General features: G+C 34.6%; 24 protein-coding genes. 5 read left to right on the top strand and 19 right to left on the bottom strand.

Going from position 1 to position 26,015, the window contains the following annotated elements; translation table 11 throughout:
* Positions 1–118 precede the first annotated feature (118 nt).
* The 3 genes from Q9Q97_RS11195 to Q9Q97_RS11185 form a co-directional block, all read right to left on the bottom strand.
* Positions 119–1,252: a formylglycine-generating enzyme family protein gene (locus tag Q9Q97_RS11195; protein ID WP_306156998.1), complete on the bottom strand. Its 1,134-nt coding sequence runs from the start codon at positions 1,250–1,252 to the stop codon at positions 119–121.
* 97 nt (positions 1,253–1,349) lie between these two features.
* Positions 1,350–2,315 (bottom strand): DUF6515 family protein, encoded by a 966-nt coding sequence (locus Q9Q97_RS11190; protein WP_306156996.1) that lies wholly within the window; start codon positions 2,313–2,315, stop codon positions 1,350–1,352.
* Positions 2,316–2,401: 86 nt separating this feature from the next.
* Complete coding sequence (locus tag Q9Q97_RS11185) at positions 2,402–3,625, bottom strand: OprO/OprP family phosphate-selective porin (RefSeq protein WP_306156994.1); 1,224 nt, start codon at positions 3,623–3,625, stop codon at positions 2,402–2,404.
* A 234-nt stretch (positions 3,626–3,859) separates the two neighbouring features.
* Here Q9Q97_RS11185 and Q9Q97_RS11180 point away from each other — a divergent pair, with 234 nt between their 5' ends.
* Entirely contained in the window at positions 3,860–4,894 is a 1,035-nt protein-coding gene (locus Q9Q97_RS11180; protein WP_306156992.1) for a quinone-dependent dihydroorotate dehydrogenase, read from the top strand.
* Here Q9Q97_RS11180 and Q9Q97_RS11175 read toward each other — a convergent pair.
* Positions 4,880–5,596 carry a DUF3307 domain-containing protein gene (locus Q9Q97_RS11175; RefSeq protein ID WP_306156990.1) on the bottom strand — a complete coding sequence of 239 codons (717 nt, stop codon included), beginning with the start codon at positions 5,594–5,596 and terminating at the stop codon, positions 4,880–4,882. The two genes, Q9Q97_RS11180 and Q9Q97_RS11175, sit on opposite strands and share 15 nt — an antisense overlap.
* Positions 5,593–6,207, bottom strand: a complete 615-nt coding sequence (locus Q9Q97_RS11170; RefSeq protein ID WP_306156988.1) for a hypothetical protein — start codon at positions 6,205–6,207, stop codon at positions 5,593–5,595. Before Q9Q97_RS11170 ends, Q9Q97_RS11175 begins: the two co-directional genes overlap by 4 nt.
* Before the next feature lie 372 nt (positions 6,208–6,579).
* Between Q9Q97_RS11170 and Q9Q97_RS11165 the strand changes: the two genes are divergently transcribed.
* The 4 genes from Q9Q97_RS11165 (at position 6,580) to guaB (ending at position 11,217) form a co-directional block, all read left to right on the top strand.
* A complete protein-coding gene (locus Q9Q97_RS11165) occupies positions 6,580–7,446 on the top strand; it encodes a hydroxymethylglutaryl-CoA lyase (protein WP_306156986.1) in 867 nt (288 codons plus the stop codon).
* Positions 7,447–7,524: 78 nt separating this feature from the next.
* Positions 7,525–8,076, top strand: coding sequence for a hypothetical protein (locus tag Q9Q97_RS11160; RefSeq protein ID WP_306156984.1), 552 nt, complete (start codon positions 7,525–7,527; stop codon positions 8,074–8,076).
* Positions 8,073–9,470 (top strand): DUF5723 family protein, encoded by a 1,398-nt coding sequence (locus Q9Q97_RS11155; protein ID WP_306156982.1) that lies wholly within the window; start codon positions 8,073–8,075, stop codon positions 9,468–9,470. The genes Q9Q97_RS11160 and Q9Q97_RS11155 overlap by 4 nt, the downstream gene beginning before the upstream one ends.
* Positions 9,471–9,744: 274 nt before the next feature.
* Positions 9,745–11,217 (top strand): IMP dehydrogenase, encoded by a 1,473-nt coding sequence (gene guaB / locus Q9Q97_RS11150; protein ID WP_306156980.1) that lies wholly within the window; start codon positions 9,745–9,747, stop codon positions 11,215–11,217.
* 56 nt (positions 11,218–11,273) lie between these two features.
* Here the strand turns inward: guaB and Q9Q97_RS11145 are convergent, their stop codons facing one another.
* From Q9Q97_RS11145 to Q9Q97_RS11080, 14 genes are all read right to left on the bottom strand, one after another.
* The gene (locus tag Q9Q97_RS11145; RefSeq protein WP_306156978.1) at positions 11,274–11,576 is read right to left on the bottom strand and encodes an RNA polymerase alpha subunit C-terminal domain-containing protein; all 303 of its coding nucleotides are present in this window, start codon (positions 11,574–11,576) and stop codon (positions 11,274–11,276) included.
* Between the two features lie 32 nt (positions 11,577–11,608).
* Positions 11,609–12,748 carry an NAD(P)/FAD-dependent oxidoreductase gene (locus Q9Q97_RS11140; RefSeq protein WP_306156976.1) on the bottom strand — a complete coding sequence of 380 codons (1,140 nt, stop codon included), beginning with the start codon at positions 12,746–12,748 and terminating at the stop codon, positions 11,609–11,611.
* Between the two features lie 79 nt (positions 12,749–12,827).
* Positions 12,828–13,418, bottom strand: a complete 591-nt coding sequence (locus Q9Q97_RS11135; RefSeq protein ID WP_306156973.1) for a TetR/AcrR family transcriptional regulator — start codon at positions 13,416–13,418, stop codon at positions 12,828–12,830.
* 450 nt (positions 13,419–13,868) lie between these two features.
* Positions 13,869–14,753, bottom strand: coding sequence for a L,D-transpeptidase (locus Q9Q97_RS11130; RefSeq protein ID WP_306156971.1), 885 nt, complete (start codon positions 14,751–14,753; stop codon positions 13,869–13,871).
* Between the two features lie 87 nt (positions 14,754–14,840).
* Positions 14,841–15,788, bottom strand: coding sequence for an alpha/beta hydrolase (locus tag Q9Q97_RS11125; RefSeq protein WP_306156969.1), 948 nt, complete (start codon positions 15,786–15,788; stop codon positions 14,841–14,843).
* A 3-nt stretch (positions 15,789–15,791) separates the two neighbouring features.
* Positions 15,792–17,282, bottom strand: a complete 1,491-nt coding sequence (locus tag Q9Q97_RS11120) for a S41 family peptidase (protein WP_306156967.1) — start codon at positions 17,280–17,282, stop codon at positions 15,792–15,794.
* A gap of 107 nt (positions 17,283–17,389) precedes the next feature.
* On the bottom strand, positions 17,390–18,181 hold the full coding sequence (locus Q9Q97_RS11115; RefSeq protein WP_306156965.1) for a DUF4261 domain-containing protein: 792 nt from the start codon (positions 18,179–18,181) through the stop codon (positions 17,390–17,392).
* A 55-nt stretch (positions 18,182–18,236) separates the two neighbouring features.
* The gene (locus Q9Q97_RS11110; protein WP_306156963.1) at positions 18,237–18,821 is read right to left on the bottom strand and encodes an NUDIX domain-containing protein; all 585 of its coding nucleotides are present in this window, start codon (positions 18,819–18,821) and stop codon (positions 18,237–18,239) included.
* A gap of 52 nt (positions 18,822–18,873) precedes the next feature.
* Positions 18,874–20,145 carry an adenylosuccinate synthase gene (locus tag Q9Q97_RS11105; protein WP_125721472.1) on the bottom strand — a complete coding sequence of 424 codons (1,272 nt, stop codon included), beginning with the start codon at positions 20,143–20,145 and terminating at the stop codon, positions 18,874–18,876.
* 98 nt (positions 20,146–20,243) lie between these two features.
* The gene (locus tag Q9Q97_RS11100) at positions 20,244–20,708 is read right to left on the bottom strand and encodes a Fur family transcriptional regulator (protein ID WP_008462215.1); all 465 of its coding nucleotides are present in this window, start codon (positions 20,706–20,708) and stop codon (positions 20,244–20,246) included.
* A 183-nt stretch (positions 20,709–20,891) separates the two neighbouring features.
* A complete protein-coding gene (locus tag Q9Q97_RS11095) occupies positions 20,892–21,431 on the bottom strand; it encodes a hypothetical protein (protein WP_306156957.1) in 540 nt (179 codons plus the stop codon).
* A 25-nt stretch (positions 21,432–21,456) separates the two neighbouring features.
* A complete protein-coding gene (locus Q9Q97_RS11090) occupies positions 21,457–23,676 on the bottom strand; it encodes a bifunctional (p)ppGpp synthetase/guanosine-3',5'-bis(diphosphate) 3'-pyrophosphohydrolase (RefSeq protein WP_306156955.1) in 2,220 nt (739 codons plus the stop codon).
* A gap of 255 nt (positions 23,677–23,931) precedes the next feature.
* Positions 23,932–24,720: an RNA methyltransferase gene (locus Q9Q97_RS11085; protein ID WP_306156953.1), complete on the bottom strand. Its 789-nt coding sequence runs from the start codon at positions 24,718–24,720 to the stop codon at positions 23,932–23,934.
* Positions 24,721–24,909: 189 nt separating this feature from the next.
* A complete protein-coding gene (locus Q9Q97_RS11080) occupies positions 24,910–25,995 on the bottom strand; it encodes a phosphoglyceromutase (RefSeq protein WP_306156951.1) in 1,086 nt (361 codons plus the stop codon).
* Positions 25,996–26,015: the final 20 nt, after the last annotated feature.

The following is a 26,015-nucleotide window of genomic DNA, read 5'->3' as shown; positions in this document are numbered from 1 at the left end:
TTTTTTGATTTTTTAGCAAATATAGAAAAAAAAATCTGCTGGGAAATTTGGCTTTCAATATCTGAATGAATGAAAAAAGGGATTCTAAATTGAATCCCTTTCTGTTATGATAAGTTTGTTATTTACTTTTTACGCATCTAAAACCTAAATGATTGGCTGCAGATCGATATTCTCCTTTTCCTCTTGTTCCAACCATGTAGCGTGTGCAATATTGATCGGTGCATAAAAAAGAACCTCCGCGATGCACTCTTTTGATTTGTGAAGGATCATTCGGATCGTTGTAAGCACTTGGCCCTTGAGGGTTTTTGATCGTTTTTCCGTTTTCTGCCAATGATTTATAATAATCTACACTATACCAGTCGTGTACCCATTCCCATACATTTCCGGCCATATCATATAAGCCGTATGCATTTGGAGCATATTGTTTTGTTGGAGCAATTCCTTTAAAACCGTCTTCTCCAGTGTCGCCATCTTTTATAGGGAAATGTCCCTGATAAATATTTGCTTGAAATTTGCCGTCAGGTTTTAAATTATTTCCCCAAGCGTAAAGATTTCCTGTTTTACCGCCTCTGGCTGCAAATTCCCATTCAGCTTCTGTCGGAAGCCTTTTTCCTGCCCATTTCGCGTAAGCTTCGGCATCTTCATAAACCACATGAACAACAGGATAATTTTCTTTTCCTTTAATACTGCTTTGCGGTCCATCTGGATGTCTCCAGTCTGCGCCCGGTTCATAACGCCACCATTGAAGAAAATTATTCAAATTAACTGCAGATGGTGTAGGGGTAAATATAACAGAACCTGTAATCAAATCTTCTTCGTTTGCAGTTGGAAATTCTTCTTTTGTCGGTTTTTGTTCCGCAACAGTTACATAGCCTGTCGCTTTTACAAATTTTTCAAATTCTTCGTTCGTAACCTCGGTTTCGTCCATATAATAACCGTCAACGTAAACTCTATGAATAGGAGCCGCATCTTTTGTAACGCCTTTTATACTGCACAAACTTTCGTCTTCTACGTTTGATCCCATTGAGAATTCGCCTCCAGGAATCCAAACCATTCCTTTTGGAGCTTTTACAGCGGGTTTGAATTTATTTTCAACAGTTGGCTTAAATTCAGATGCTGTATTAGTTGGAGTTTCATGACATTCTGCGACAACTTTTTTTTCTTCTTTAGCAGCAAATTTGTTGTAACTGTAAGCAATCGAAATAATGGATAATGTAAGCAAAGCAAAAATCCAGAAGGTCTTGTTTTTCATGGTTAATTATTTTTGAACGAATAATGGTTTGTCAATAGTGGGATAAAATTATAAAAATAACTTTTATAATTATACTAATTTTATAGAATTAATAAAACTAACTTTCTTTTTCAACAGACACGACTTCATATTTGTCTTTACCATCCACTTGAACAGGCTGATAGTAAGTTTCTCCAAATTTGATATATTTCACATCTCCAATGGTTACTTCTTCGCCACCTTCTGGCAAACTTTCTACAATTGTTCCTGCTGTAGGAGCTACCACTTTGTAAGTTGATCCGTCTTTTTCGTAATAGGTTCCTCCGTAATAATAATTATTGACGGTTCCTGTATTGACGGTTTGCGCTCCGCTCGGAATATTATTTACGGTTCCGCCAACAGGAGCTGGCACTGCAGTATAACCACCGCTGCTAGAAGTATACCAAACTCCCTGATCATAATGATATTGCTGGCTTTCAACACTAACTACAATAGCTGTTACGGCTAAAGTGGCTACGAAAAATCCCCAAGGATGCCAAACAGGTCCCCAATAATAAGGTCTGTAAGGGTGATAGTAATACGGATGAAAAGTATTGTATCTATAACCTCCGTATACGTAAGGCGGACGAACGTAAGGGCGAGGCGCAGGCCTTACATAAGTGTTACGGTTGTTGCGAACATGTACGCTATTATTAACGTTAATGTTTACATTATTTCGGTTTCTGTTAACGGTATTGCCGCTGATATTGGTATTTCTGTTTCCAATATTGTTTCTATTTACCGTATTGTTTCTGTTTACTGTATTATTTCTATTTGTTGTAGATGGTCTGACCGCTTTATTATTTGAAGTGGCTGGTCTGGTGATCTTCTTGTTAGAATTTGCAGGTCTTGTGATTTTGTTTCCAGAATTATTGGCCGGACGTTTTATGCCTCCGCCATTAGAACCAGGTCGCGTATGCGTTGCTCCGCCGCCACGGTTTCCACCACCATGACGTTGTGCCAAACTGTCAATTGAAACAAGGAAAAATGTGCCGATCAAACACCAAAGTGCTGATTTTTTTACTGTTTTGGATATATTTTTCATATTCAGTGGTTTATATGAATTAAAGTTATGAAAAAAAATGAACGATTTATCGAAATTGATTGAAAGTTTAGCTGTATGATTTTGAATTACAAGGATATATCCCATTGGATTCTAAAACGCCAGCCTTGCTCTAAAGGCAGCGTTTTGTCTTGAAAACTAAAATAGCTTACTTCTGAAGTAAGCTTGTTTTTGTGCCCTTTGAAAAACCAATTAAAAGCCAATGTAGATTCGTCTTGTCTATTTTGTCTAATCGAATTATCTGGTCGGTATGCTGCATGTCTTCCTGCCATTTCTAGTTTTTTTGGCCACCATTCGAAAACATTATGAAAAAAATATCCAGCCTGAACGTAATATCCTTTCATGACGGTCATTTCATCATTATTGTATTTGTCGATAATCTCTTTGGTATGCCATTCACTCTGCCAAGAAAAACCACGAAACATAAACGCGGTTTCCAGATTCCATTGATTGACTCTATACTGACCAGGCAATCCATCTTCAAAACCATCAAGAGAACCTCCGCCGGCTTGAGAAAATCGAGTATAAGGGCTTCGGTTAGTTATAGCAGAAAAAGCAATTATCGGCGTTGGCTTTTCGTGAAATTCTAAATCACAGCCTTCAAATTCAAGAGATCTTCCTAAGAAATTCCATTGTGCTCTTCCAAAATACATTAAATGATTGTCGTCATTGGTAGTGCTTCCTCGTCCGGTTCCTGTCAAAGCCGCAGCCCAATAATTAAAATCGGCAATTCCAGTTCCTTTCAAATGACCGTAAACTTCAACTCCGAGCTGTCTGTCTACCGTAAAAGGGCGGTTAATTAAAGATCGGTCAACCATCTGCTGTTCACCGCTGCTTATGAAGCGTTCGCGAGTAAATTCTGTTTTCCATTGTCCAACTTTAAAACTCAGCCAATCCCACTTTTCAATCATAAGTCTGAAATCAAGCAAATTGGACTGACTTAATTCGTATTCCCAATAATATTTAAGCCAAGGTTCAAAAGCATGACCGCCAATTTTAAGTCGCGCACGATTAATTTTAAAAGTCGTTTTAGCATCTTGACTGTAATCGTCATACGTTAGAGGATCGGTATCATTTGGTGTTGAAAAACGAAACTGAAGTCGGCTTGCTAATTGAAAAAGAAATTTCTTGTCTCGAGTTTCTAGTTCGATTCCTTTATTGCCATAACGCACATTCATCAATTTAGTAGTGTCTTTTTCTTGTTGCGCAAATCCGTCTAATGCGAGTGCAGAAAATAAGGCTAAGAAAACCAGTTTAAAAAAGCGATTTGATTTATTCTTTTTGAATAACATATAGCGATCATTAAATAGTATTTAAAAGTAGCTAATATCTGTATCAGAGCAATCTGTCCACAAACCAAAACAGGTTTCATATTATAATTTGCAACAAAAAAGTATGCAATTGGCGGTGTTAATTCTTTTATTTAGGAATTGAACAAAATAGAAATTATTTGTTTTTGGAAATAAGCACCTTTTTAAACTATAATATCTAAATTTGCAGCTGAAAAATAACACAACACAACTCTTATGTATAAATTGATAATTCGTCCGATACTTTTTTGTTTTGATCCTGAAAAAGTGCATTACTTTACTTTTTCTTTTGTAAAATTCATTTCAAAAATACCTGGAGTTTCGGCAATTATAAGATCGATTTATGAAGTAAAAGACGCTCGATTAGAAAGAGAAGTCTTCGGAATTAAATTCAAAAATCCAGTTGGACTTGCGGCAGGTTTTGATAAAGATGCCAAATTATATAAAGAACTAGGCGATTTTGGCTTTGGTTTTATTGAAATCGGAACGGTAACGCCAGTTGGACAGGAAGGAAATCCGAAAAAACGTTTATTCAGATTAAAGGAAGACCAAGCGATTATCAACCGAATGGGATTTAATAATGGAGGTGTTCTAGAAGCTGTAGAACGTTTGAAAAAGAATTCGGGTGTTTTGATTGGAGGAAATATCGGAAAAAATAAAGTAACCGATAACGAAGATGCAGTTAAGGATTACATCATTTGTTTTGATGCACTTTTTAACCATGTTGATTATTTTGTAGTGAATGTGAGTTCGCCAAATACACCAAATTTAAGAGCTTTACAAGATAAAGAGCCTTTGACAGCTTTATTGCAGACTTTGCAAAATAGAAATGTTGAAAAACAAAAAACAAGTTCTCAAAAAGTAAAACCTATTCTTCTTAAAATTGCTCCAGACTTAACAGATGAGCAATTATTAGATATTATTGATATTGTAAAAACAACTCAGATTGCGGGTGTAATTGCAACAAACACTACAATTTCTAGAGAAGGTTTACAATCTGCAAACCAATCAGAAATGGGTGGTTTGTCTGGAAAACCATTAACAAAACGTTCTACAGAAGTAATCCGTTTCCTTTCAGAAAAAAGCAATAAAGCATTTCCAATTATTGGAGTAGGAGGAATTCATTCTGCAGACGATGCGATTGAGAAACTAAATGCAGGTGCAAGTTTAGTGCAGTTGTACACTGGTTTTATTTATGAAGGTCCAGCTTTAATAAAAGCAATCAACAAAAAAGTTTTAGGGCAATTGTAAAAGTAGCGCCTGAATTACAAGGCCGACAATTATTGCAATTCCAAAACTGATTAAAGTTCCAATCATTACATATTCTGTAAGTTTTCGGTCTTTGGCTTCTTTTAGATCTCCGAATCTAAAAATAGATTTAGCGGCCAAAAGAAATCCGATTGCTTCAAAATGAGCGGTAAGAATAAAGCAAACCACAAGAAGACGTTCTAGAATACCAATATAATTTCCTGCATTGGCAAGAGAAAAATCTTGATGGCTATTTTGGCTTTCTGGACTCCAGATCGAAATAATGGTTTTGATAAAAATCGAAGTTGGTTTGGTAATCAGTAATAATCCTGTTATTAGAATCCAGAATTCATTATCAGACCAGAAATTTATGATGCTTTTGTTTTGATATAGCAATACAATTCCAATCAGAATTAAAATATGAGCAATTTGGTCGACAACAAACCAAGTGCGTTTGGTTTTCTTTTTCTGAAAATTTAATTTGATTAAATCGACAATTCCGTGTGTAACGGCAATTAAAACAGCGTACGGTATAAAACGGATTTCTCCCGCTAGAATTGCGGCTAAAACTCCATGAAGCAAAATATGAACATATAAGTAAATGCTTTTATGTTTTTTAGTTTCTTTATCGGCGACCCAAGAATTGGGCTGCCAGATAAAATCTCCTAATAAATGGGCGAGAAGCAGTTTTATAAATAAGATCATGAGGCTGTAGATTGTTTTATTTGTTTTCTAAAATAGCGGTCTAAATTCATAACCAGATCAAACTGCGCGCGCTTTTGTCTTCGGCTCACAGCAGCTTGGTTTATCCCGAGTTTTTGTCCTAATTCTTCCTGAGATAATGTGGGGTTTTCAATAGCCAGAGCAACAAATTCTGCCGATTGAACCAGCCAGCTGTCCATAAATGTTAATGCCAGCTGCAGCATTAAATTTAGATTTTCATCCAAACTAAAATCTCCCGTTCGCATGGCCAGCGTAACTTTCTGTTTTTTTAAAGTTTCAAAAAGTTCTCCCGAATTGATAAATGCTGAACCATTGCTTTCAGATATTCTCTCAGCATTGTGCGTTTTATCTCCAAAACCAATGCTCATGCGTGCATCCGATTTTAGGGCTCTTAAACGAGCTTTTACCAAAATAGCAGTTAGCAGCGCATCTTCGGGATTGGCGACTTCAATTTGAAATTCATCTCCTCGATACACTTCCCACTGGCTCGGTGTTTTGCCCAATGGAGCTAAGATTTTTTTCAAATCTTCTACCCAATGTTCCGATTTTTGCTGTCTTGAACCAATTATATCGCCTGTAATTACACTAGTCATAACCAAATATAATTAAAAAATAATAAACTTTCTATTACAAATATAAGTAATAAATTTTATTATTACGTTTTTTGGTAATAATTTAAAATATTACATTTTTTGGTAATTAATTGTAGAATTACAGTTTAATGTAATATTCTATTAAATGGACTGTAGAGGCGCACTGCAGTGCATCTAATTCTAGTATCTTGGCATTGTGGATTCTCTTTGTGTAGACGCACTGCGGTGCGTCTCTACAAATACACGATGTATATATTGCATACGCATCCAATCTAATTAAATGAACTTATATTACTTATATGGTTTAAAAAAAAACATAATTTTTATTTCAATAAAAAAGAAACTAACTTAGCCTTTACAAAAGAATAAGCTTTGAGTAAAGAAATCAAAATCATCGAATGTCCTCGAGATGCCATGCAGGGCATTAAGACTTTTATTCCAACAAAAAATAAAGTTACTTATATACAAGCTTTATTGCGAGTTGGCTTTGATACCATCGATTTCGGAAGTTTTGTTTCTCCAAAAGCTATTCCGCAAATGCAGGATACGGCTGCCGTTTTAGAACAGCTTGATCTTTCTCAAACTACAAGTAAACTGCTTGCAATTATTGCGAATACACAAGGCGCAGTAGCAGCATCCAATTATGAGCAGATTCAATATTTAGGTTTTCCCTTTTCTATTTCTGAGAACTTTCAGATGCGTAATACGCACAAAACCATAGCCGAATCTTTGGTAACGCTCGAAGAAATTCTGGAAGTTGCCGACAAGAAAAATAAAGAAGTAGTAACCTATCTTTCTATGGGTTTTGGAAATCCGTATGGAGATCCGTGGAATGTTGAAATTGTCGCAGAATGGACAGAAAAACTGGCAGGAATGGGCGTGAAGATTTTATCGCTTTCTGATACTGTCGGAACTTCTACTCCCGAGGTTATTACCTATTTGTTTTCAGATTTAATTCCGAAATATCCAGAAATTGAGTTTGGCGCTCATCTTCATACCACACCCGAAAGCTGGTTCGAAAAAATCGATGCTGCAGCAAAAGCCGGCTGTACCCGTTTTGATGGTGCTATTCAAGGTTTTGGCGGTTGCCCCATGGCGACCGATAAATTAACTGGAAACATGCCAACAGAAAAATTGGTTTCGTATTTTACTGCCAATAAAAAAATAACAGGACTTAATTCACTCAGTTTTGAAAGCGCTTACAACGAAGCTTCGAAATTGTTTGGAAAGTTTCATTAAAAAACTGTTATATTTTCTTACCTTCGATAATCATTGTAAACATAATGCGTTACATTTAGTATCGATATAAATATTGTCATGAGATCACGCTCCATCAGTAAAATTTTCAGCATATTTTTTTCCGTTTTCCTATTGTTTTCTTGTTCCAGTGAGTTAGATTTCGATCAGGTAAATGATTTTAAGCTAGAGCCCGTTTTTGTAGCCAACCTAGCTTATTTTGATATTCCTGCAAATAAACTCGTAGACGATGGAGGAACCAATATCTATCCTGATGTAAGAGATTTTGATATTTTTAAGGATAAATTTTTTAACGAACGCCTTAAAAAAGCCGAATTTAATTTTGAAGTAGAAAATAATATAAATCGTGCTTTTATCATCAATATGATTTTGCTTAATGCAGAAAATCAGCCTTTACAAACTATATCTTTTGCCGTTCCATCTTATAAAGGAACACCAAATGTTATAAAATACCCAACAGAAGTTTTTGAAAACACGCGATTAGATCTTTTAAAACAAACCCAAAGAATTGGTTTTGTGGTAATTATTACTGCAGGGCCTCCATTAAACAGTGAGAGTTTAGGAAATTTAAAATTAAGATCAAGTGCCACTGCTTATTTAGTAATCGAATGAGAAAAACGCTAATTCTTTGCTTGTTTTTTCATCTTTCTTGTTTTGCGCAAAACAGAGAGCTGTTATATAATTTTACTTCAATTCCGCAGTCTTCTCTTGTAAATCCGGGAGCCGATGTTTCATATAAATATTATTTCGGATTTCCTGTTTTATCTGGAATTTCAGCCAATGTGGGCTCCAGCAGTTTTTCTGCCTACGATCTGTTTGCAGACAATGGCGTCGACTTCAATCAAAAAGTTCGAAATGTTATTAATAAATCATCTAGCCGAGATAAAGTCGTAACCAACCAGCAACTGGAGTTATTTTCTGGCGGTTTTAGAGTAGGAGGAAGAGATAGTAAATCTTACGTTTCGTTTGGCGTCTATCAGGAATTTGATTTTTTTATGTTTATTCCAAAAGATCTGGCTTTGTTAGCTTTAGACGGGAATAGAGATTATATCGGAAAATCGTTTAATCTGGGAGATTTGAATATGAAGGCTGAGGTGCTTTCTGTTTTTCATGTTGGTTTTCATAAAAAAGTCAATGATAAATTGGTGCTTGGAGGGCGCGCCAAAATCTACTCAAGCGGTGCAAATGCTACTTCGACAAAAAATTCAGGATACATTTATACGGGCCAGCAGGCAGGAACTCCAAATCTTTATAACCAAGTTATTTCTTCCAATTTAGAATTAAAAACTTCTGGACTATCTAGTTTTACAAAAGATGAATACGAAGGGAATATTGCTCGAGATCTCGTTAATAATACTTTTTTTAATGGAAGTTTAGGTTTTGGTGTAGATGCCGGAATTACCTATTATATAAAAGACAATCTGCAGTTTACGGCAAGTATTGTCGATTTAGGATTTGTGAGACAAACCAAAGATATCGAAACGCTTACTTATAAAGGAACTTATCAATACAACGGAGCAAATCCAGACTTTTTTAGTTTAGATGATCCTGAAAATGTTTTTGATGAATTCGACAAAGCCATTCCTAGAGATACACTTTATAATAAATATACCACTTGGCGCCCGACAAAAATTTATTCTTCCATTCAATATTCTTTTGGCGAGGCACGTCCAGACGATGAATGCAACTGCCGTGGCAGCGTCGAAAAATATTATAAAAATGCTGCTGGACTTCAGCTTTTCGGAATGTCTGCTCCGCGTGAGCCTTTAGTTGCCTTGACTGCTTTTTATCGAAGAAATATTTTTAGAAAATTAGATTTGAAAGCCACTTATACTTTCGATACTTTTTCAAATAAAAACATCGGTTTAGGACTCGCCGGAACAATCGGGCCAGTAAATATTTATGCACTCGTTAATAACATCTTAGAATATAAAGATATTTCTAAAGCCAGCAGCGCATCATTTCAGCTCGGAATTAATTTTGTGTTCCAAGACAAAGACGATTGAATTTATGAATATTATTAGAAGCTATTTCCAGCTGTCCATTACAAGCACTCGAGCCAAAAAACTTTTTTTCAAGATTTAAAAAGAGCTTCCGCTGGTCGCTTTTTTAAATCAGAAAAAAATGTTTTTTGGCTTTTCGTGGCTTTCCATTTCCATCTGGGCTAGGGGTGTATTCTTTGTAAGATGATTCGTGTAAAATCAATTTTATGAATAAGTTAGTACTCAAGTTAGCAATTTATTCACTATATTTGCACGCAATTCAACTAGAAATTGCAACATGATAGCACACAACTCCAAGATTATCGGCGAAGGTTTAACTTACGACGATGTATTATTAGTACCTAACTACTCGAATGTGCTTCCCCGCGAAGTGAGCATTAAATCAAAATTCTCAAGAAACATTACATTAAACGTTCCTATTGTATCTGCTGCTATGGATACAGTTACAGAAAGTGCAATGGCAATCGCTATGGCACAAGAAGGCGGAATTGGTGTTTTACATAAAAATATGACGATCGAACAGCAAGCAGGAAAAGTTCGAAAAGTAAAACGTGCAGAAGCTGGAATGATTATCGATCCAGTAACGCTTCCTTTAACTTCTACAATTGCAGATGCAAAAAATGCAATGAAAGAATTCGGTATCGGTGGTATTCCAATCGTTGACGAAAACAAAATCTTAAAAGGTATTGTAACCAATCGTGACTTACGTTTCGAAAAAAATGGTGCAAGACCAATCATTGAGGTTATGACAAGCCAAAACTTAGTTACTGTTGCCGAAGGAACTTCATTAGAGCAGGCAGAAGTAGTTTTACAAGGTCATAAAATCGAAAAATTACCTGTTGTAAATGCAAATAACGAACTAGTAGGTTTAATTACCTTTAGAGATATTACCAAATTGACTCAAAAACCAATTGCTAATAAAGATAGCTTTGGACGTTTGAGAGTTGCTGCTGCTATTGGAGTTACTGGAGATGCTGTTCAAAGAGCAGAAGCTTTGGTTGCTGCAGGTGTAGATGCAATCATTATCGATACAGCTCACGGACATACAGAAGGTGTGGTGAATGTATTGAAAGAAGTAAAATCAAAATTCCCTCAAATTGACGTAATTGTTGGAAATATTGCCACTCCAGAAGCTGCTAAATATTTAGTAGAAAGCGGAGCTGACGGAGTAAAAGTTGGAATCGGACCTGGTTCTATCTGTACGACTCGTATCGTTGCTGGTGTTGGTTTTCCTCAATTCTCTGCAGTTTTAGAAGTTGCTGCTGCAATTAAAGGAACTGGAGTTCCAGTTATTGCTGACGGTGGAATTCGTTATACAGGAGATATTCCTAAAGCAATCGCTGCAGGAGCTGACTGTGTAATGTTAGGTTCATTATTGGCTGGAACAAAAGAATCTCCAGGAGAGACAATTATTTTTGAAGGAAGAAAATTCAAATCTTACCGCGGAATGGGATCTGTTGAGGCAATGCAAACGGGTTCTAAAGACCGTTATTTTCAAGATGTTGAAGACGATGTTAAGAAATTAGTTCCAGAAGGAATCGTAGGACGTGTTCCTTACAAAGGAGAATTAAACGAAAGCATGCTTCAGTTCATCGGAGGTCTTCGTGCAGGTATGGGATACTGTGGTTCAAAAGATATTCCAACTTTACAGGAATCTGGACGTTTTGTTAGAATCACTTCTAGCGGAATCACTGAAAGTCACCCGCATAACGTAACTATTACAAAAGAAGCTCCAAATTATTCTAGATAATTTTAAGCTTTCGAGATAAAAACAAAAGGCGTAAGAATTTAAATCTTACGCCTTTTTTATTTCTTGTTTTCTTTAAAACTTAATCCATTCTTTCTTAATTCTTCCGAAAGTTTTGGCAAACTGCTTGGTCCAATTCCATGTAGGGATAAAATTTCTTCTTGCGTATATTGAGATAAATCTTCCACAGTTTTAATATTCTTGCTTTCTAAACCTCTTCTTGCCGGCGCTGATAAAAGAGATAAAAGGCCAGATTTTGGTTTTCTTTCTGCTTCGCAAATAGGGCAAGTAGGGCAGTCGCTCGTTTTAATGTAGTGATGCCCTTTTTTACAGGTTCTATTATTTTTAGAATCCAAATTCATGTTGAATTTTTTATCTAAGTTAGTGTTTTTTATTAAAAACGACTATTCAAAATATCTTCAGCCACAATATCAGAATGTAGTAAGTCTTCCATTCTTTTAGTCATACGTTGCGCTTCTAGAGCATAACCAAACATTCTTTTCTCATAATTTTCAATGGCTTCGTCAATTGTATTGAATTTTCCATTGGTTAAATTTTCCGTCAAGTGAAAAGCATCAAACAATCCCATATTTACACCTTCGCCTGCAAATGGAGGCATTAAATGTGCTGCATCGCCCACGAGAGTAATATTTGAATGTTCTTTCCAAGGTTCTTCTAAAGAAAATAAACGTAATGGCAAACCAGAAAAATCGGTTGATTTAGCAAAGAATTTTTTATAATCGTCGTTCCAATTTTCAAATTTTTCATTCAAAAAAGAAATTACTGCTTGACTGTCTTCAAAATTGATTCCGTTATTTAAAATCCAATCTTCATCGGCTTTAAAAGAAACTCCAAAGTGAACAGAACCGTCACGCATGGTATGAGTATAAAACATTTTGTGTTCTCCCATTGCCATAACATTTCCGTTTCCGAATTTCGGTTTAAACTCAGGATAATCTTGATCTGGATTTGCAATTTCGCCCTGAATAATATAAGTCCCAGAAAGCTGAGGCTCTTGATCGCTTACAAATTTTCGTGCATTCGATCTTCCGCCGTTTGCTACAATTACAAAATCGGCAATAGTTTTTGTACCATTTTTGAATTCTAAAACATATTGATTTTCAGATTTTTCGATATTAATTAGCTGGCTATCCCAAACCACTGTATTTTCTTCAAGATTGTCCAGCATAATTTTTCTCAAATCATTGCGGTCAATTTCTGGACGAGAAAAAGCGTTCGTTTCATCAGGCATTTCGTCAGAAGTAATATTTCCGTCCATGTCCGCCATTTTTTCGCCCGTTGGTCTTGCATACTTATAAAATTCATCCATTAATCCTGCTTTTTGAATTGCATATTGCCCCGAATCAGAATGAATATCTAAAGTTCCGCCCGATGTTCTTGCTTCGGCATTTACATCTCTTTCGTAAACAGTGACATCGGCGCCATTAATTTGAAGAATTCGGGCTGTGGTTAATCCGACTGGCCCGCCGCCAATTATGGCTATTTTTTTGTTTTCTATAATTGAAGTTTTCATTTTAATGAAATTATATTGTATTTGAATTATGAATTATGAATTATGAATTTTGCAGTTGATCTTAATATTTGCAATTGAGTTAGGGTGTCAAAGCTTTCAAAACCAGATTAAATGCCTCATCTTTAATTTTATCAGTAAGAATGAAAGGTTTTCCAGACATTGATTTTCCTTCTCTATGAAATTCTAAAAGGGAATAAAGCGAACCGTAAGCAATGCTCCAGAACACTTCATACGGAATAGAAATCAGTTCTTTTCTTTCAATTGCAGCAAGCATAAATTGGGTCATTATTTGCTTGTAATCGCCTGTTATTTCTTTTACGATATCATCTCCATAAGTAGAATGTTTTAAAAGTTCAAAGCAAGTAGCTTGCTGTGTAAAGTTTAAATTAAAATAAATTCTATTCTCCCATTGATTTCTTAATCCATCTTTGAAAGACATATCAGCAGAAAATCCATCAAACATATTGTCAAAAAATTTTTTACCGATTTCGATTCCGATTTTTTTGATTAAGTCTTCTTTGTCCGAATAATAAATATAAAGTGTAGCAACAGAAATCCCGCATTCTTTCGCCAGTCGATTCATTCCGAATCCTTCTACACCTTGGTTAACAATCATTTCAATTGCTTTCTGTTTTACAATTTCTTCTTTATTGATATCTCGTGTTCTCATATTTCTAACTTATTATGATGCAAAGATATAAATAATAAATGAATGATCGCTTATTTGTTTTTTTAAGGTTTTAAGATGCTAAGGTGCTGAGGTTCTAAGTTTTTTTTTTCTTAGGTGCAAAGTTGCAAAGTGACAAAGGGGCAAAGTTTTTTTTGAGCTTCTAAGCTTCTAAGGTGCTGAGAAGCTAAGTTTTTTTCTTAGTTGCAAAGTTGCAAAGTGACAGAGGAGCAAAGTTTTTTTGAGCTTCTAAGCTTCTAAGGTGCTGAGCTTCTGAGTTTTTTTCTTAGCCTGAGGCAAAGCGACAAAGGTTTAAAGATGAATTGCCTCCAGCTTTAGCTGGAGGTTTTAAAAAAGATCGAGAGAAAAGGCTTTAGCCGAACTATTTATAAAAAAAAATCAGCTGAAACAATTTTATCTGTTTCAGCTGATTTTATACTTATGCTATATTTTTTAAAGAGTTTTTGTGGGTTCGGCTTCTCTTAGATTTTGGTTTTCTAAAATTTCCTTTAAATAGGGTTGTACCTGAGTATCAATATCGCTTTCAGAAATTTTTAAAGCTTCTGCGTCTGAGGCTAATTGAAGCCAAGGTTTTGGTCCGTCAAAATTGTAACTTCCAAAAACGACTACTGGCGTACCTTTAACTTTTACATTTTCTTTGTCTTTCAAAATCCATTCGTCGGCAAATTTATAAAGGTATTTGGCATCTTTTTCTAATAATCTTAAGCAAGAATGAGAAGCTGGATATCCTGGCAAATCATATTCGTGAAAACCAACACCTAGTTTATTTTCGATATTAAAATTCCATTTTAAATCCCATTCGTCATTAAAAGTACTGGTTGTTTTTTCTGCTTTCCAGTTAGTAAAAAATAATCCAGTTGGCGTTGGGTCTTTTTTTCTTCCCATATTTGTAGGGCCTGTACGCACTAATTCACCATTTTCATAAGCGGCAAAAGTTTGGGTAGGATAGGAGAAAAGTATAATTTTTGAAACTTCTTCTAATGCTGAAACATGCAGCGGAAATGGAAGATAATAAACCAAATCTCCGCTAAAATCTGCTGGAATTACAACAGAATCTAACTTTTTAAAATTGGCTTTATCAGTACGGTTTAAAGCATAAACAATATCCATTTTCGAGCTGTCAGCTTCATTAAGTTTCAGCCAGTCTTTGGTTTTTTCAATTTGATAAGAAACCGTTTTAGGTTTTTTATATTCTATAACTTCCTTTTTCTCTTTTTTATTTTCAGTCAGCGTTATGGTATCGCTCTTTTTACAAGAACCTAATAAAACTAATGTTAATATAAGTAGGGCATTTGCGGTGTAATATAACTTTTTCATGGGTCGTAATTTTATGAAGATAAAGTTATAAATATGATAGCTGAAAAGGGTTACATAATTTTTGGAATAGGTTTCGGTATTTACATTTTAAAGTTTTTCAGTTTTGGCTATAAAATCTGTAACATCGCTTACCCATTGTGATTTATTTTTAATTAAATAATTTTCGTGTCCTGTTTCTTTATAAATCACGAGTTTCTTAAAACTATTTAAATTATGATAGATTTTATCTGTTTCTTGTTTGCTGACACTTTTATCTTTTTCTCCATAAAGAAGTAAAGTTGGGCATTTGATACTTTTAGCATAATCGGAAGGGGTGTGGTTGAAACCCCAAAAACCGTTTTGAATTCCTCCCCAAAATAATAAGATTCCAGCCATAGGAAATGTGGGTGCATTCATTTTTTTAAATCTGGCGCAAACAGTTTGATACATTGAACCAAACGGACATTCTATAATTATTCCTTTTGGATTTATTTTACTGTCATTAATGCATTTCATTATGGCAGCTGCGCCCATAGAACTTCCAAATAGGAAAATGTTCTTTTCTCCCGTTGAATTAATATAATCAAAGCAAGTTTTTACTTCTTCTGCTTCTTTAAAGCCAATTGTTGTTTGGTTTCCTTCTGAATTTCCACTTCCCATAAAATCTACTAACATTGTGCTGTATCCCAAGTTTTGAAATATATTTGATCGTTCAATTAAAGATGATTTTTCTGAACCGTAACCATGAAATAAAATAACTGTTCCTTTTGGATTTGGGTTTTGAACAAACCAGCATTCTATTTCTTTATTACTTTTCAGTTTTAGTGTTTTATATTTCTGAGAAGGAAATTTTGAATTTTTGGGTTTGGGATTATTTACTCCTAGCAATAATGTTTTCGCTTTTTGCCAAGATGATAATTTTTCTGGACTTTGAGTTTTTTCAGATTTGTTTTCTTTAAAATGAGTAAACTTATAAGCGTGAAAGAACGCGATTACGTTTATCAAAATAAATAGGAATAACAAGGTTTTTAAAAATCTATTTTTTTGTAATTTCATTTACTATTTTTCAATAAGTTTCAAAGTATATTCAAATTGAGTATCTCTATTTTGCATAAAATCTTCCAAAGTCTGCGAGATTTCATGATCTGGAATTACTCCTCTTCCAAAAATCTGATTCGTTTTTTTAGGAACGTCTTGTTCTAAATTTACAATAGAAAATTGTGTTTTAATTTTGGTATTGGGCAATTCATATTCAATAGGAGTGTGGCCGTTGTGTCCAAAATAGCCTCCCATAGTTTCTTCTCCAATAACAATTGCCTTTGTATTTCCTGCCACAAGTGAAGCAAACAAAGATCCAGCCGAAGCAATTCTCGGACTAATTAACATATAAATCTGTCCTTTAAAACTGTTTTTATCAGGTTCTAATAACATATTGAATTTATTATCCTGAGGATATTTTTGATCTATCAGCTTTGGAAATTCTTCTATGATCTCGTCTTCAAAATCTTTTAGTTCTTCCTTTTGCTTGTTAGGATCGGTTTCTTCGTAAACTAAATATTTAGGAAATGGTATTTTTTGAAAATTCACATAAGCCGATTCATTTTCGCGAAAAGGCTTTTGTGCTAAATAAGAGAAAGTTATAATATCATTTGGATCGGTACCGCCGCCATTATTTCTAACATCGACAATTAGGTTTTTTATTTCCGAATGTTTGGAAAGGTATTCAAAACAGCTGTCCAAATATTTTTTGTACGCAATATGCTGTTTGTCTTTTGCATTTCGACCAATAACAAAAGTATGAACAGAAAGCAGTGCGGTATTTTCAGAAATTATTTTAAATGAATATTTATCTTTTGCTTTTTGATATTGTAAGCTATCAATTGGGAGTGAAAATCTATTTTTAAAGTTTTCTTTTCGAATTTCATTAGAAACAGAAGAAATGCTTTTGGTCTGTTTTTGAGTTTGGTTTGGAAGAGAATATTCGACTAAAAAGCTTTTTTTCGCGCCATATTCCATTTCAAAATATTTGGCAAAAGAACTTCCAATTCCGATTGATTTTCCTGTAATGTTATGTCCGTCGGTGGTATAATATTTGTAAAGAGAAGGAATTATTTTTTGAGTTTCGATTCCGTTTATACTATGAATTTGAGAACCAAGAGGAATTTCTTCATTTTTAAAATTAAGAATCAGATTATTATGAATCAATTTTACAGGATAAGGGAAAAAAGTATTTGCCGATGAATATTTCCTTTCAAAATCATCAGGAAGTGTGGTGTCATTGTGCAGACTTCCTTCAAAATCGGTTATCTGCAAAATGATTTTATAGAATTCAATAAGTTCTTTCGGCTCTTTAATCTGCGAAAATGCCCAATTGTAAATACTGTCAATCTGTTGTTTTGTTCTGTATTTGTAAAGTCCAGAATTGGCTATTTCTCTAATTTCTTTAAAGATTTTTAAATCTTGCTGGAGTTTTTCTGCTGGCCATTTTTCGCTTTGCGAAAAAATAAATAAAGGAAAAAGGAAAAATAGAACTATTTTAGATTTGAGCATTTTAGATCGTTTTGTCAATCTAAAATACTCAAAAAACTTCTAAATCAGACCTTTTATTTTAGCTTGCAATAACAGCATAATTTTTTTAGCATTCGAAATTTTCCAGATTACATTTCTAATCTTAAAGTTTGTCCCTCTACAAACATTCCTTGCGAAGCTGTAATTTTTATTTTCTGGTCTTCCGTATAGCCTAAAGTTTCTCCATTTCGTAATGTAATATCACCATTAATTACGTACGAAACAATGTTGGCAAAGAAATTGAAAACTTCTAAAAGCTCTTTAGGAGATTTAATGATTTCCATTTCTTGTTTATCAAATTCAGGTAATCCATAGGTATACAAGTAATTTCCTTCTTCAGAGGTTTTGATCCCGATATAAACCCACAAATGAGCTGGAGATTTTCCTTGCTGTAAATCATCAATATTTTCCAAGTATTGATTTCTAGGTATCAATAAAGTCTGTTTTCCTTGATATACACCTATTGAATTTGAAGTTGAAAGAATAGAACATAATAGTTTGCTCAAAATGGTATATCTCTCTATTTGACTTCCTTGTGCAGACATAACAGAAACAACTGCATGTCCGGTATAGTTTTTTAAATCTTCTTCTGCTTTATGCCAGTTGTATGCATATTTAATAGTTGTTGAAACTTCATCACCCGGAATTTGTCCTGGTACAAAAAATATAGTCACTAATTCATTATTTACTGTAAAAACAGCTGAATTATTATCTCCAGAAAAATTTATAATAGATAATCCCCAGAGATTTTTCAGATTTTGAATTACACTGTCTATATTGTAACTCTCGTTATTAATAAATAGTGGCATTGCAAGCAATGCGCCTTTTTCATTTTTTGGTTCAGAAGTTTCCTTTTTCTTAAGAAAGTCAAATAATCCCATAATTAATTGATTTGAGGTTTAATTAAAATAGGATTCTAAAATACTCAAAAAACTTCTAAATAAGACCTTTTATTTTAGCGTGTTGCAATAGCATAATGGTTTTAGCATCCGAAATCTCTCCAGATTCGATCATGGCGTAAGCTTCATCAAAAGTCAGTTCTAAAACTTCGATATTTTCCTGTTCAGCATCCAGTCCGCCGCCTTCGCTAACTTTCATTTTTTCGTCGTATTCACCAACAAAAAGATATAGAATTTCCGTTACAGATCCTGGCGACATATAGGTTTCAATCACTTTTTGCACTTTGCTTAAGCGGTAACCTGTTTCTTCTTCTGTTTCGCGAATAATGGCTTGTTCCGCGTTATCTTTATCCAAAAGTCCGGCGCAAACTTCAATCATCATTCCGGTTTTATTTCCGTTCAAATAAGTTGGCAAACGAAACTGTCTCGTTAAAATGACTGTTTTTTTAGCAGAATTGTACAATAATATTCCAGCGCCATTTCCGCGGTCGTATACTTCTCGTATATGTGACTCAACTGGCTGATTTTCTTTTTTATAATTAAAAGTTACTTTGTTTAATACATACCAATTATCAGATAATAACTTGGTTTCTGTAATCTCGATTTCTGGATTTTTTCTCATAAAAATATTCTTCAAAAAAAAACGCTCTGATTATCAGAGCGTTTAAAATGTATTATTTTGTTATTGTTTGTTTTCTGTCTGGTCCAACCGATACAATTTTGATTGGCACTTCGATTTCTTTTTCAATAAACTCAATATATTCTTTTAGCTCAATTGGCAATTCGTCAAAAGTTGTCAATCCTGTTAAATCTTGTTTCCATCCTTTAAACTCTTTGTAAACCGGAGTAACATTTTCTGGCTCAATGTTGTAAGGGAAATGAGAAATGTTTTGACCTTTGTAGTTGTACTCTGTACAAACTTTTAAAGTTTCAAAACCAGAAAGTACATCACCTTTCATCATCATTAATTGCGTAACTCCATTAACTTGAACAGCATATTTTAAAGCTACTAAGTCTAACCATCCGCAACGTCTTTGTCTTCCTGTTACAGAACCAAATTCGTTACCTACTTTTGCCATTGTTGCACCAACTTCGTCAAAAAGTTCAGTTGGGAAAGGTCCGCTACCTACACGTGTTACGTAAGCTTTGAAAATTCCGTATACTTCTTTGATTTTGTTAGGAGCAATACCTAAACCAGTACAAGCACCAGCAGCAGTAGTATTTGATGAAGTTACGAAAGGATATGTTCCGAAATCAACATCTAATAAAGATCCTTGAGCACCCTCGCACAGAATAGATTTACCCGCTTTTTGAGCTTGGTGCATGTATTCTTCACTGTCAATAAAATCTAATTTCTTTAATTCTTCAATAGCTTCAAAGAATTCTTTTTCTAATTCAGCTAAGTTATATTGAATAGCAACATCATAGAAAGCAATCATTGCCTCATGTTTGTCAGCCAAAGCTCTGTAACGCTCTTTGAAATCTTCTAATTCAATATCTCCAACACGCAAACCATTTCTACCTGTTTTGTCCATGTAAGTTGGTCCAATTCCTTTTAGAGTAGAGCCAATTTTTGCTTTTCCTTTAGAAGCTTCAGAAGCTGCGTCAAGCAAACGGTGAGTTGGTAAAATTAAGTGTGCTTTTCTAGAAATAATTAATTTGCTTTTGATATCAAGGTTGAATTTCTCTAAACCTTCAATTTCTTTTTGAAAAACTACAGGATCGATTACAACACCATTTCCGATGATATTTACTGAGTTTTTATGGAAAATTCCAGAAGGAATAGTTCTTAGTACGTGTTTAATTCCGTCAAATTCTAGCGTATGTCCTGCATTTGGTCCTCCTTGAAAACGTGCAATAATATCGTAATTTGAGGTAAGTACATCAACAATTTTTCCTTTACCTTCATCTCCCCATTGTAATCCTAGTAATAAATCTACGGTCATTCTGTTTTAATTTGCGTTGAGGCAATCTAAGTTGCCCTACTGATTATGTAGTTAATTTTCTTTTTTTAATTTTTTTGAAAAGTCTAATCTTTAAAAGACTATGAATTTGAGTTTTGCTTTTTGTTTCCGTAGAAATAAAGCGAGTGATTTGTGATTTCGATATCAAAAATTTCTTCGATAGTCTTTTTGATGGTTTGAATTCTTGGATCACAAAATTCGATTACCTCACCAGAATCTGTCATAATGATATGATCGTGCTGTTTATCAAAATATGATTTTTCGTAGTAAGCCTGATTTTGTCCAAATTGATGTTTTCTAACCAAAGCGCAGTCCAACAATAACTCGATCGTGTTGTATAACGTTGCTCTACTCACACGATAGTTTTTGTTTTTCATTTTGATATAAAGGTTTTCTATATCAAAATGCTCCTCGCTATCGTAAATTTCCTGAAGTATAGCATAACGCTCAGGAGTTTTGCGATGCCCTTTTTGTTCAAGATATAGTGTAAAAACATTTTTTACAATTTCTTGATTCTTAGTGTTGTCAGTTGAAATAAGTGTCATATCCGGCAAAGATAATTTTTTATTTTTAATGAATAAAAGTTTCGGGTTTAAAGTTTAACGTTTAAACTAGATTTTGATGAGTAATAAGGCAATAAATACAGGCTTTTACGTCAAAAATATTTTGAAAGTCTATTTTAGCTTAATTAACATAATTATTTTAATTTATGATAAAACTAACAATGCTTAATTTGTTTTGGACATATACATATACCAGTTCCACTCCCAAGTTTTTCCTTTGTCATCAGACATGGCTTGACTCCAGATGGGATTTTTTTCGTCTCTTGCATCCCATCGAAATACTTGAATAACGGGTTTTTTCTCAAAAAGATCTTTAGAAAAAAAATGTCCAACTTTATTTTCGAAAGACCCTACTACAGGCTTGTCTAAAACGCCAGTATTTGAGTCCGACCAATAGATGCTCCATAATTTTGTTTTCGGATTAAATAATCTTACCGTCATTCCTTCAAATGGTTCTCCATCAAAAGTAGCAAGAAAATTATCGATATTGCCAATTCCGTGCAAAATCGTGTACATTTCCTGAGTAGAAGGAAATTCAATCCATTCATCGCAATTGCAAAGTCTTTTTTTTAGTTTTTTATTTCTAATAGTAGATTTGCCAATAAAAAAATCGAAATCATTTTTTGATGAAGAATCAGAAGCAGAGATAATAAGTTCTCCATTTTCGTCAAAAATTAATTGAGGAATTTCTATGTTATTATCCATAAAATAAAATTACTTTTCTAATAATTTAAGTTCGATATTCTCTAGTAACCTTATCAACCCCGTCAATTTTTTTGATGGCGCTAATCATTTTTTTCAAAATCGTGTTGTTTTTAACAATTACTGCAATTTGTCCGTGAAAAATTCCAGCGTCGGTGCTAAGCGAAATACTTTGAATATTTACGCTCATATTATTCGAAATTACTTTCGTCAATTGGTTGGTAAGCCCTAAAACGTCCATTCCAGTAATATTGATAATGGCTTTGAATTCTTCCTGAGAAGAATCAATCCATTTGGCGCTCATAATTCGATAGGCATAATTAGACTGCATTCCGATTGCATTCGGACAGTCTTTTTTATGCACTTTGATTCCTTCGTTAATGGTCACAAAACCAAAAACATCATCTCCAGGAATCGGGTTACAGCATTGCGAAAGTTTGTAATCTAATTTATCATGCTCCGTTCCAAAAACCAGCATATCATAATTGCTGCTAATAACTGGCTTGTGAATATCTTCATCTGCGGTATCTTTGGTTCGTTTAATTTTATTTTTAAAGAAATTGATAAACGAATTGCTTTTCTGTGCCGCATAATCTTTTAACTGCTGATTTTCGATTGCACCAATTCCAACTCTATAAAATAAATCTAAACTTGTTTTTAGTTTAAAGAAATTAACTAACTCGTTTGTAACCTGTTCGTTAAAGGTGACTTTTAAATGCTTTAATTTTCGAATCAGTAATTCTTTTCCTTCTTCGGCAATTTTTTTAGTGTTCTCGTTAAGAACATTTTTGATTTTATTTTTTGCTCTAGAAGTCGTTACATATTCCAACCAGTTTACAGTTGGTTTTTGGTTTGGAGAAGTGATAACTTCGACCTGATCACCACTTTTTAATTCATAATTAAGAGGAACTAAACGCCCATTTACACGGGTTCCACGCGTTTTGATTCCGATTTCGGAGTGAATGCTGAAAGCAAAATCTAGTGAAGTTGCACCTTTTGGGAGCGATTTAATTTCTCCTTTTGGCGTAAAGACGAAAATTTCTTTAGAATATAAATTCATTTTAAAATCTTCGACAAAATCAACCGCATTGGTTTCTGGATTTTCCAATGCTTCACGAAGCAGATTCAGCCAAGTATCCAGACCGCTTTCCTCTGTGGCTCCGTTTTTGTATTTGTAATGCGCTGCGTACCCTTTTTCGGCAATTTCGTCCATACGTTCACTTCGAACTTGAACTTCGACCCAGCGTCCTTTTGGACCCATTACGGTAATGTGAAGCGCTTCATAACCAGTTGATTTTGGCGACGAAATCCAGTCACGCAAACGGCTCGGACTCGGTCTATAATGGTCTGTTACGATCGAATAGATTTTCCACGCAATGAACTTTTCTTCATGCGGATCGGCTTTGTACACAATTCTAAGCGCGAATTTATCGTACACTTCGTCAAAAGTTACGTTTTGAGCACGCATTTTTCGACGGATAGAATAAATCGATTTTGGTCGGCCTTTAATGATGTAATCTACGCCTTCGTTATCTAAAGATTTTTTTAAAACATCAGAAATGTCTTTGATGTAAGCGTCTTGTTCTTCTTTGGTTTCACGAATTTTGCTTACAATGTCGTTATAAACTGCTGGTTCGGTATATTTTAAGCCTAAATCTTCTAGTTTGGTTTTAATATTATAAAGTCCCAAACGATGGGCTAAAGGCGCATAAATGTATAAAGTTTCTGAGGCGATTTTAGTCTGTTTGTATTCAGCCATCGAATCCATGGTCTGCATATTATGCAAACGGTCGGCCAATTTGATCAGAATTACGCGGACATCATCGTTCAATGTCAGAATCATTTTTCTGAAATTCTCCGCCTGCATAGAAGCATTCAAATCTTTTTGAACTAAAGATATTTTAGTCAGACCCTCAACCAATTGCGCCACTTTCGGATTGAACAAACGCTCAATGTCTTCAACCGTCATGGGAGTATCTTCAACAACATCGTGCAATAAGGCCGCAGCAATAGAAGTCGCACCCAGACCAATTTCTGAAGCAACAATTTTTGCAACTGCAATAGGATGAAAGATATACGCTTCGCCCGATTTACGTCTCTGTTCTTTGTGAGCATCGACGGCAACATCAAAAGCTTTTCGAATTAATTTTTTGTCGGTTGTGTCTAACGTTTGGTAACTTATTCGTAGTAATTCCTTGTATTCCTGCGCAATAGCTTTGTTTTCTTTTTCTATATCTATTTCTGTCATAACGGCATAGTTCAAGTACTAAATATAGAAATTTGTTGCCATATACGCAAGGGGTTGGGATTGTAGATTTTTGATTACAGATTTTAGATTTTTTCCTATAGGAATGTGACTTCGACTTCGCTCAGTCTGACAAATTTAAAGGTGCAACTTTTTACTTTAGAAACCTTAAAACCAATCAGTATGTTAGACGCACTGCGGTGCGTCTCTACGGAAAATCTTTGCCGCTTTGTGACTTTGAAACTTTGTCACTCTACATTAGAACCCTCTCTGCCTTTTCGCTTCAAAAATCAAAATTGCCGCGGCAACAGAAACGTTCATGCTGTCGATTTCGCCCTGCATTGGAATAATGATATTTTGAGTTGCGGCATCACGCCATTCTTGCGTTAAGCCTGTTGCTTCTGTACCCACAACTAAAGCTGTTGGAGTAGTAAAGTTCTGTGTGTGATAAGAAGTTGAGTTTTGTAAAGTCGCGCTGTAGAAATTGATTTTTTTTTCTTTTAAAAATGAAATAATTTCTGAGGATGTTCCCGTCGCAATTTGGTTGGTAAACAAACAACCAACGCTAGAACGCACTATATTCGGATTGTATAAGTCGCTTTTTGGATTGGCGATTAAAACAGCGTCCAATTTGGCGGCATCTGCGGTACGCAAGACAGCGCCGATATTGCCTGGTTTTTCAAGAGATTCAACAACCAAAATTAACGGATTATCAGATAATTTTAAATCTGATAATTTTAAAGATTTGCTTTTTGCAACAGCTAGAATTCCTTCTGTAGTATCGCGATAAGCTAGTTTTTGGTAAACTTCTTTATTGATTTCGATAAGTTGAAACGGATTTTGAATCAGTTTATTGATTTCAGATTCAGAAACCAAATCGGGTAAAAATAAAACCGTTTCGATTTCGTAACCGCCTTTTATGGCTAATGAAATTTCGCGTAAACCTTCAATCAAAAATGTTCCGGTTTGTTTTCTGGCTTTGGATTTTTCTTGAAGTAAAACCAAAGATTTGATAAACGGATTTTGAATTGAAGTGATTTGTTTCATTTTTTTAAGGCTCAAAGTTGCAAAGAGGCAAAGGTACAGAGTTTTTTTCTTCCTGCAAGGTTTTTAAAACCTTGTAGGTTTAGGAGTGGATTATTTGTTTAGCCACGAATTACACGAATTGCACTAATTTTTCCAATAGAATTGAAAATTTAAAATTCGTGAAAATTCGTGTAATTCGTGGCTAAAAAACTATTTTTCAAAAACTGCTTTTACTACTTCCTCAACAGGATGATCTGTTTTGAAAGTGTAGCCTAGAAATTTTGCTATCGTTTGCGCGAATTGTTTTTGGTAGATCTGAGAATTGGTTTTGATTTCGCCTTTTGGAGCAATTTCTGGTCCCATTGCGGCAAACCAAATTTCAGAAGCGCCAGCAACATCAGAGCCGTGATCTGTCCATTGCGATTTTACTTTGTCGCCACGGCCGTGATCTACCGTTATAAATAAGGTTGTTTTGTTTTTGTACTGCGGATCATTTTGAACAAAATTCCAGATTTCCTGAATCCATTTGTCTACTTGATTTGCTGCGTCCAAATACGAGCGATATTGCGCGTGATGCGCCCATTCGTCGGTTTCGCCGTATGCGATGTAAAGGACTTTTGGCTTTTTCGTTTTTAATTCGTCTAATGCCTGATAATGTGTAAAAACATCTAAACATTCGTCTTGATGAAAAGGCTTATACGAGTTGTCACGCATTTCGTTAAGTAGTTTTTGCGTTGAATTTGGTTTATTTCCGCCCACTTTATCAAAGGCAGAAATTACAGGAAAACCACTTCTTTCTTCATTTAAAATTCTGTCAAAAGCATCCCATGCGCCAAAAGCGGCAACTTTTCCTTTTAGTTTAGACTGCTGATTTAAAAACTCTAAAACATTGACATTCGGATTGGCTTTGTAACCATTTGAATTGACTTTTAAATCGACATTTCCAGTCATGATTTCGCTATATCCAGGATAACTAAACCAATACGGATTGGCAACGTCTACTTTATTTCCTAAATCTCTATTTCCATAGATTTGACCTTTTGTAGCAATTTCAGACCAGAAAAAAGGCATTATTTTTTTTCGCGATTCTTTGCTATCTGGACCGCTGTATTTTTTATAAATATAAGTGCTATCTCCCTGATTGAATTTTTTATCATTGGCAATTGCAGGATCCATTCCTTTAAAAACTTCTTGCCATCTAAAACCATCTGTTGTGATGATAATGATGTTTTCTGTTTTTTGACCAATTGCAAAAGAACTGATTAAAATTAATGTTGCTAAAAATAGTTTCTTCATTTTGTGTCTTTTTAAATGGA

Source organism: Flavobacterium sp. DG2-3 (genome assembly GCF_030730925.1).
In the GTDB taxonomy this organism is placed as follows: Bacteria; Bacteroidota; Bacteroidia; order Flavobacteriales; family Flavobacteriaceae; genus Flavobacterium.
Note: the sequence above shows the minus strand (reverse complement) of the source record. Positions and strands in the feature narration are given on the sequence as shown.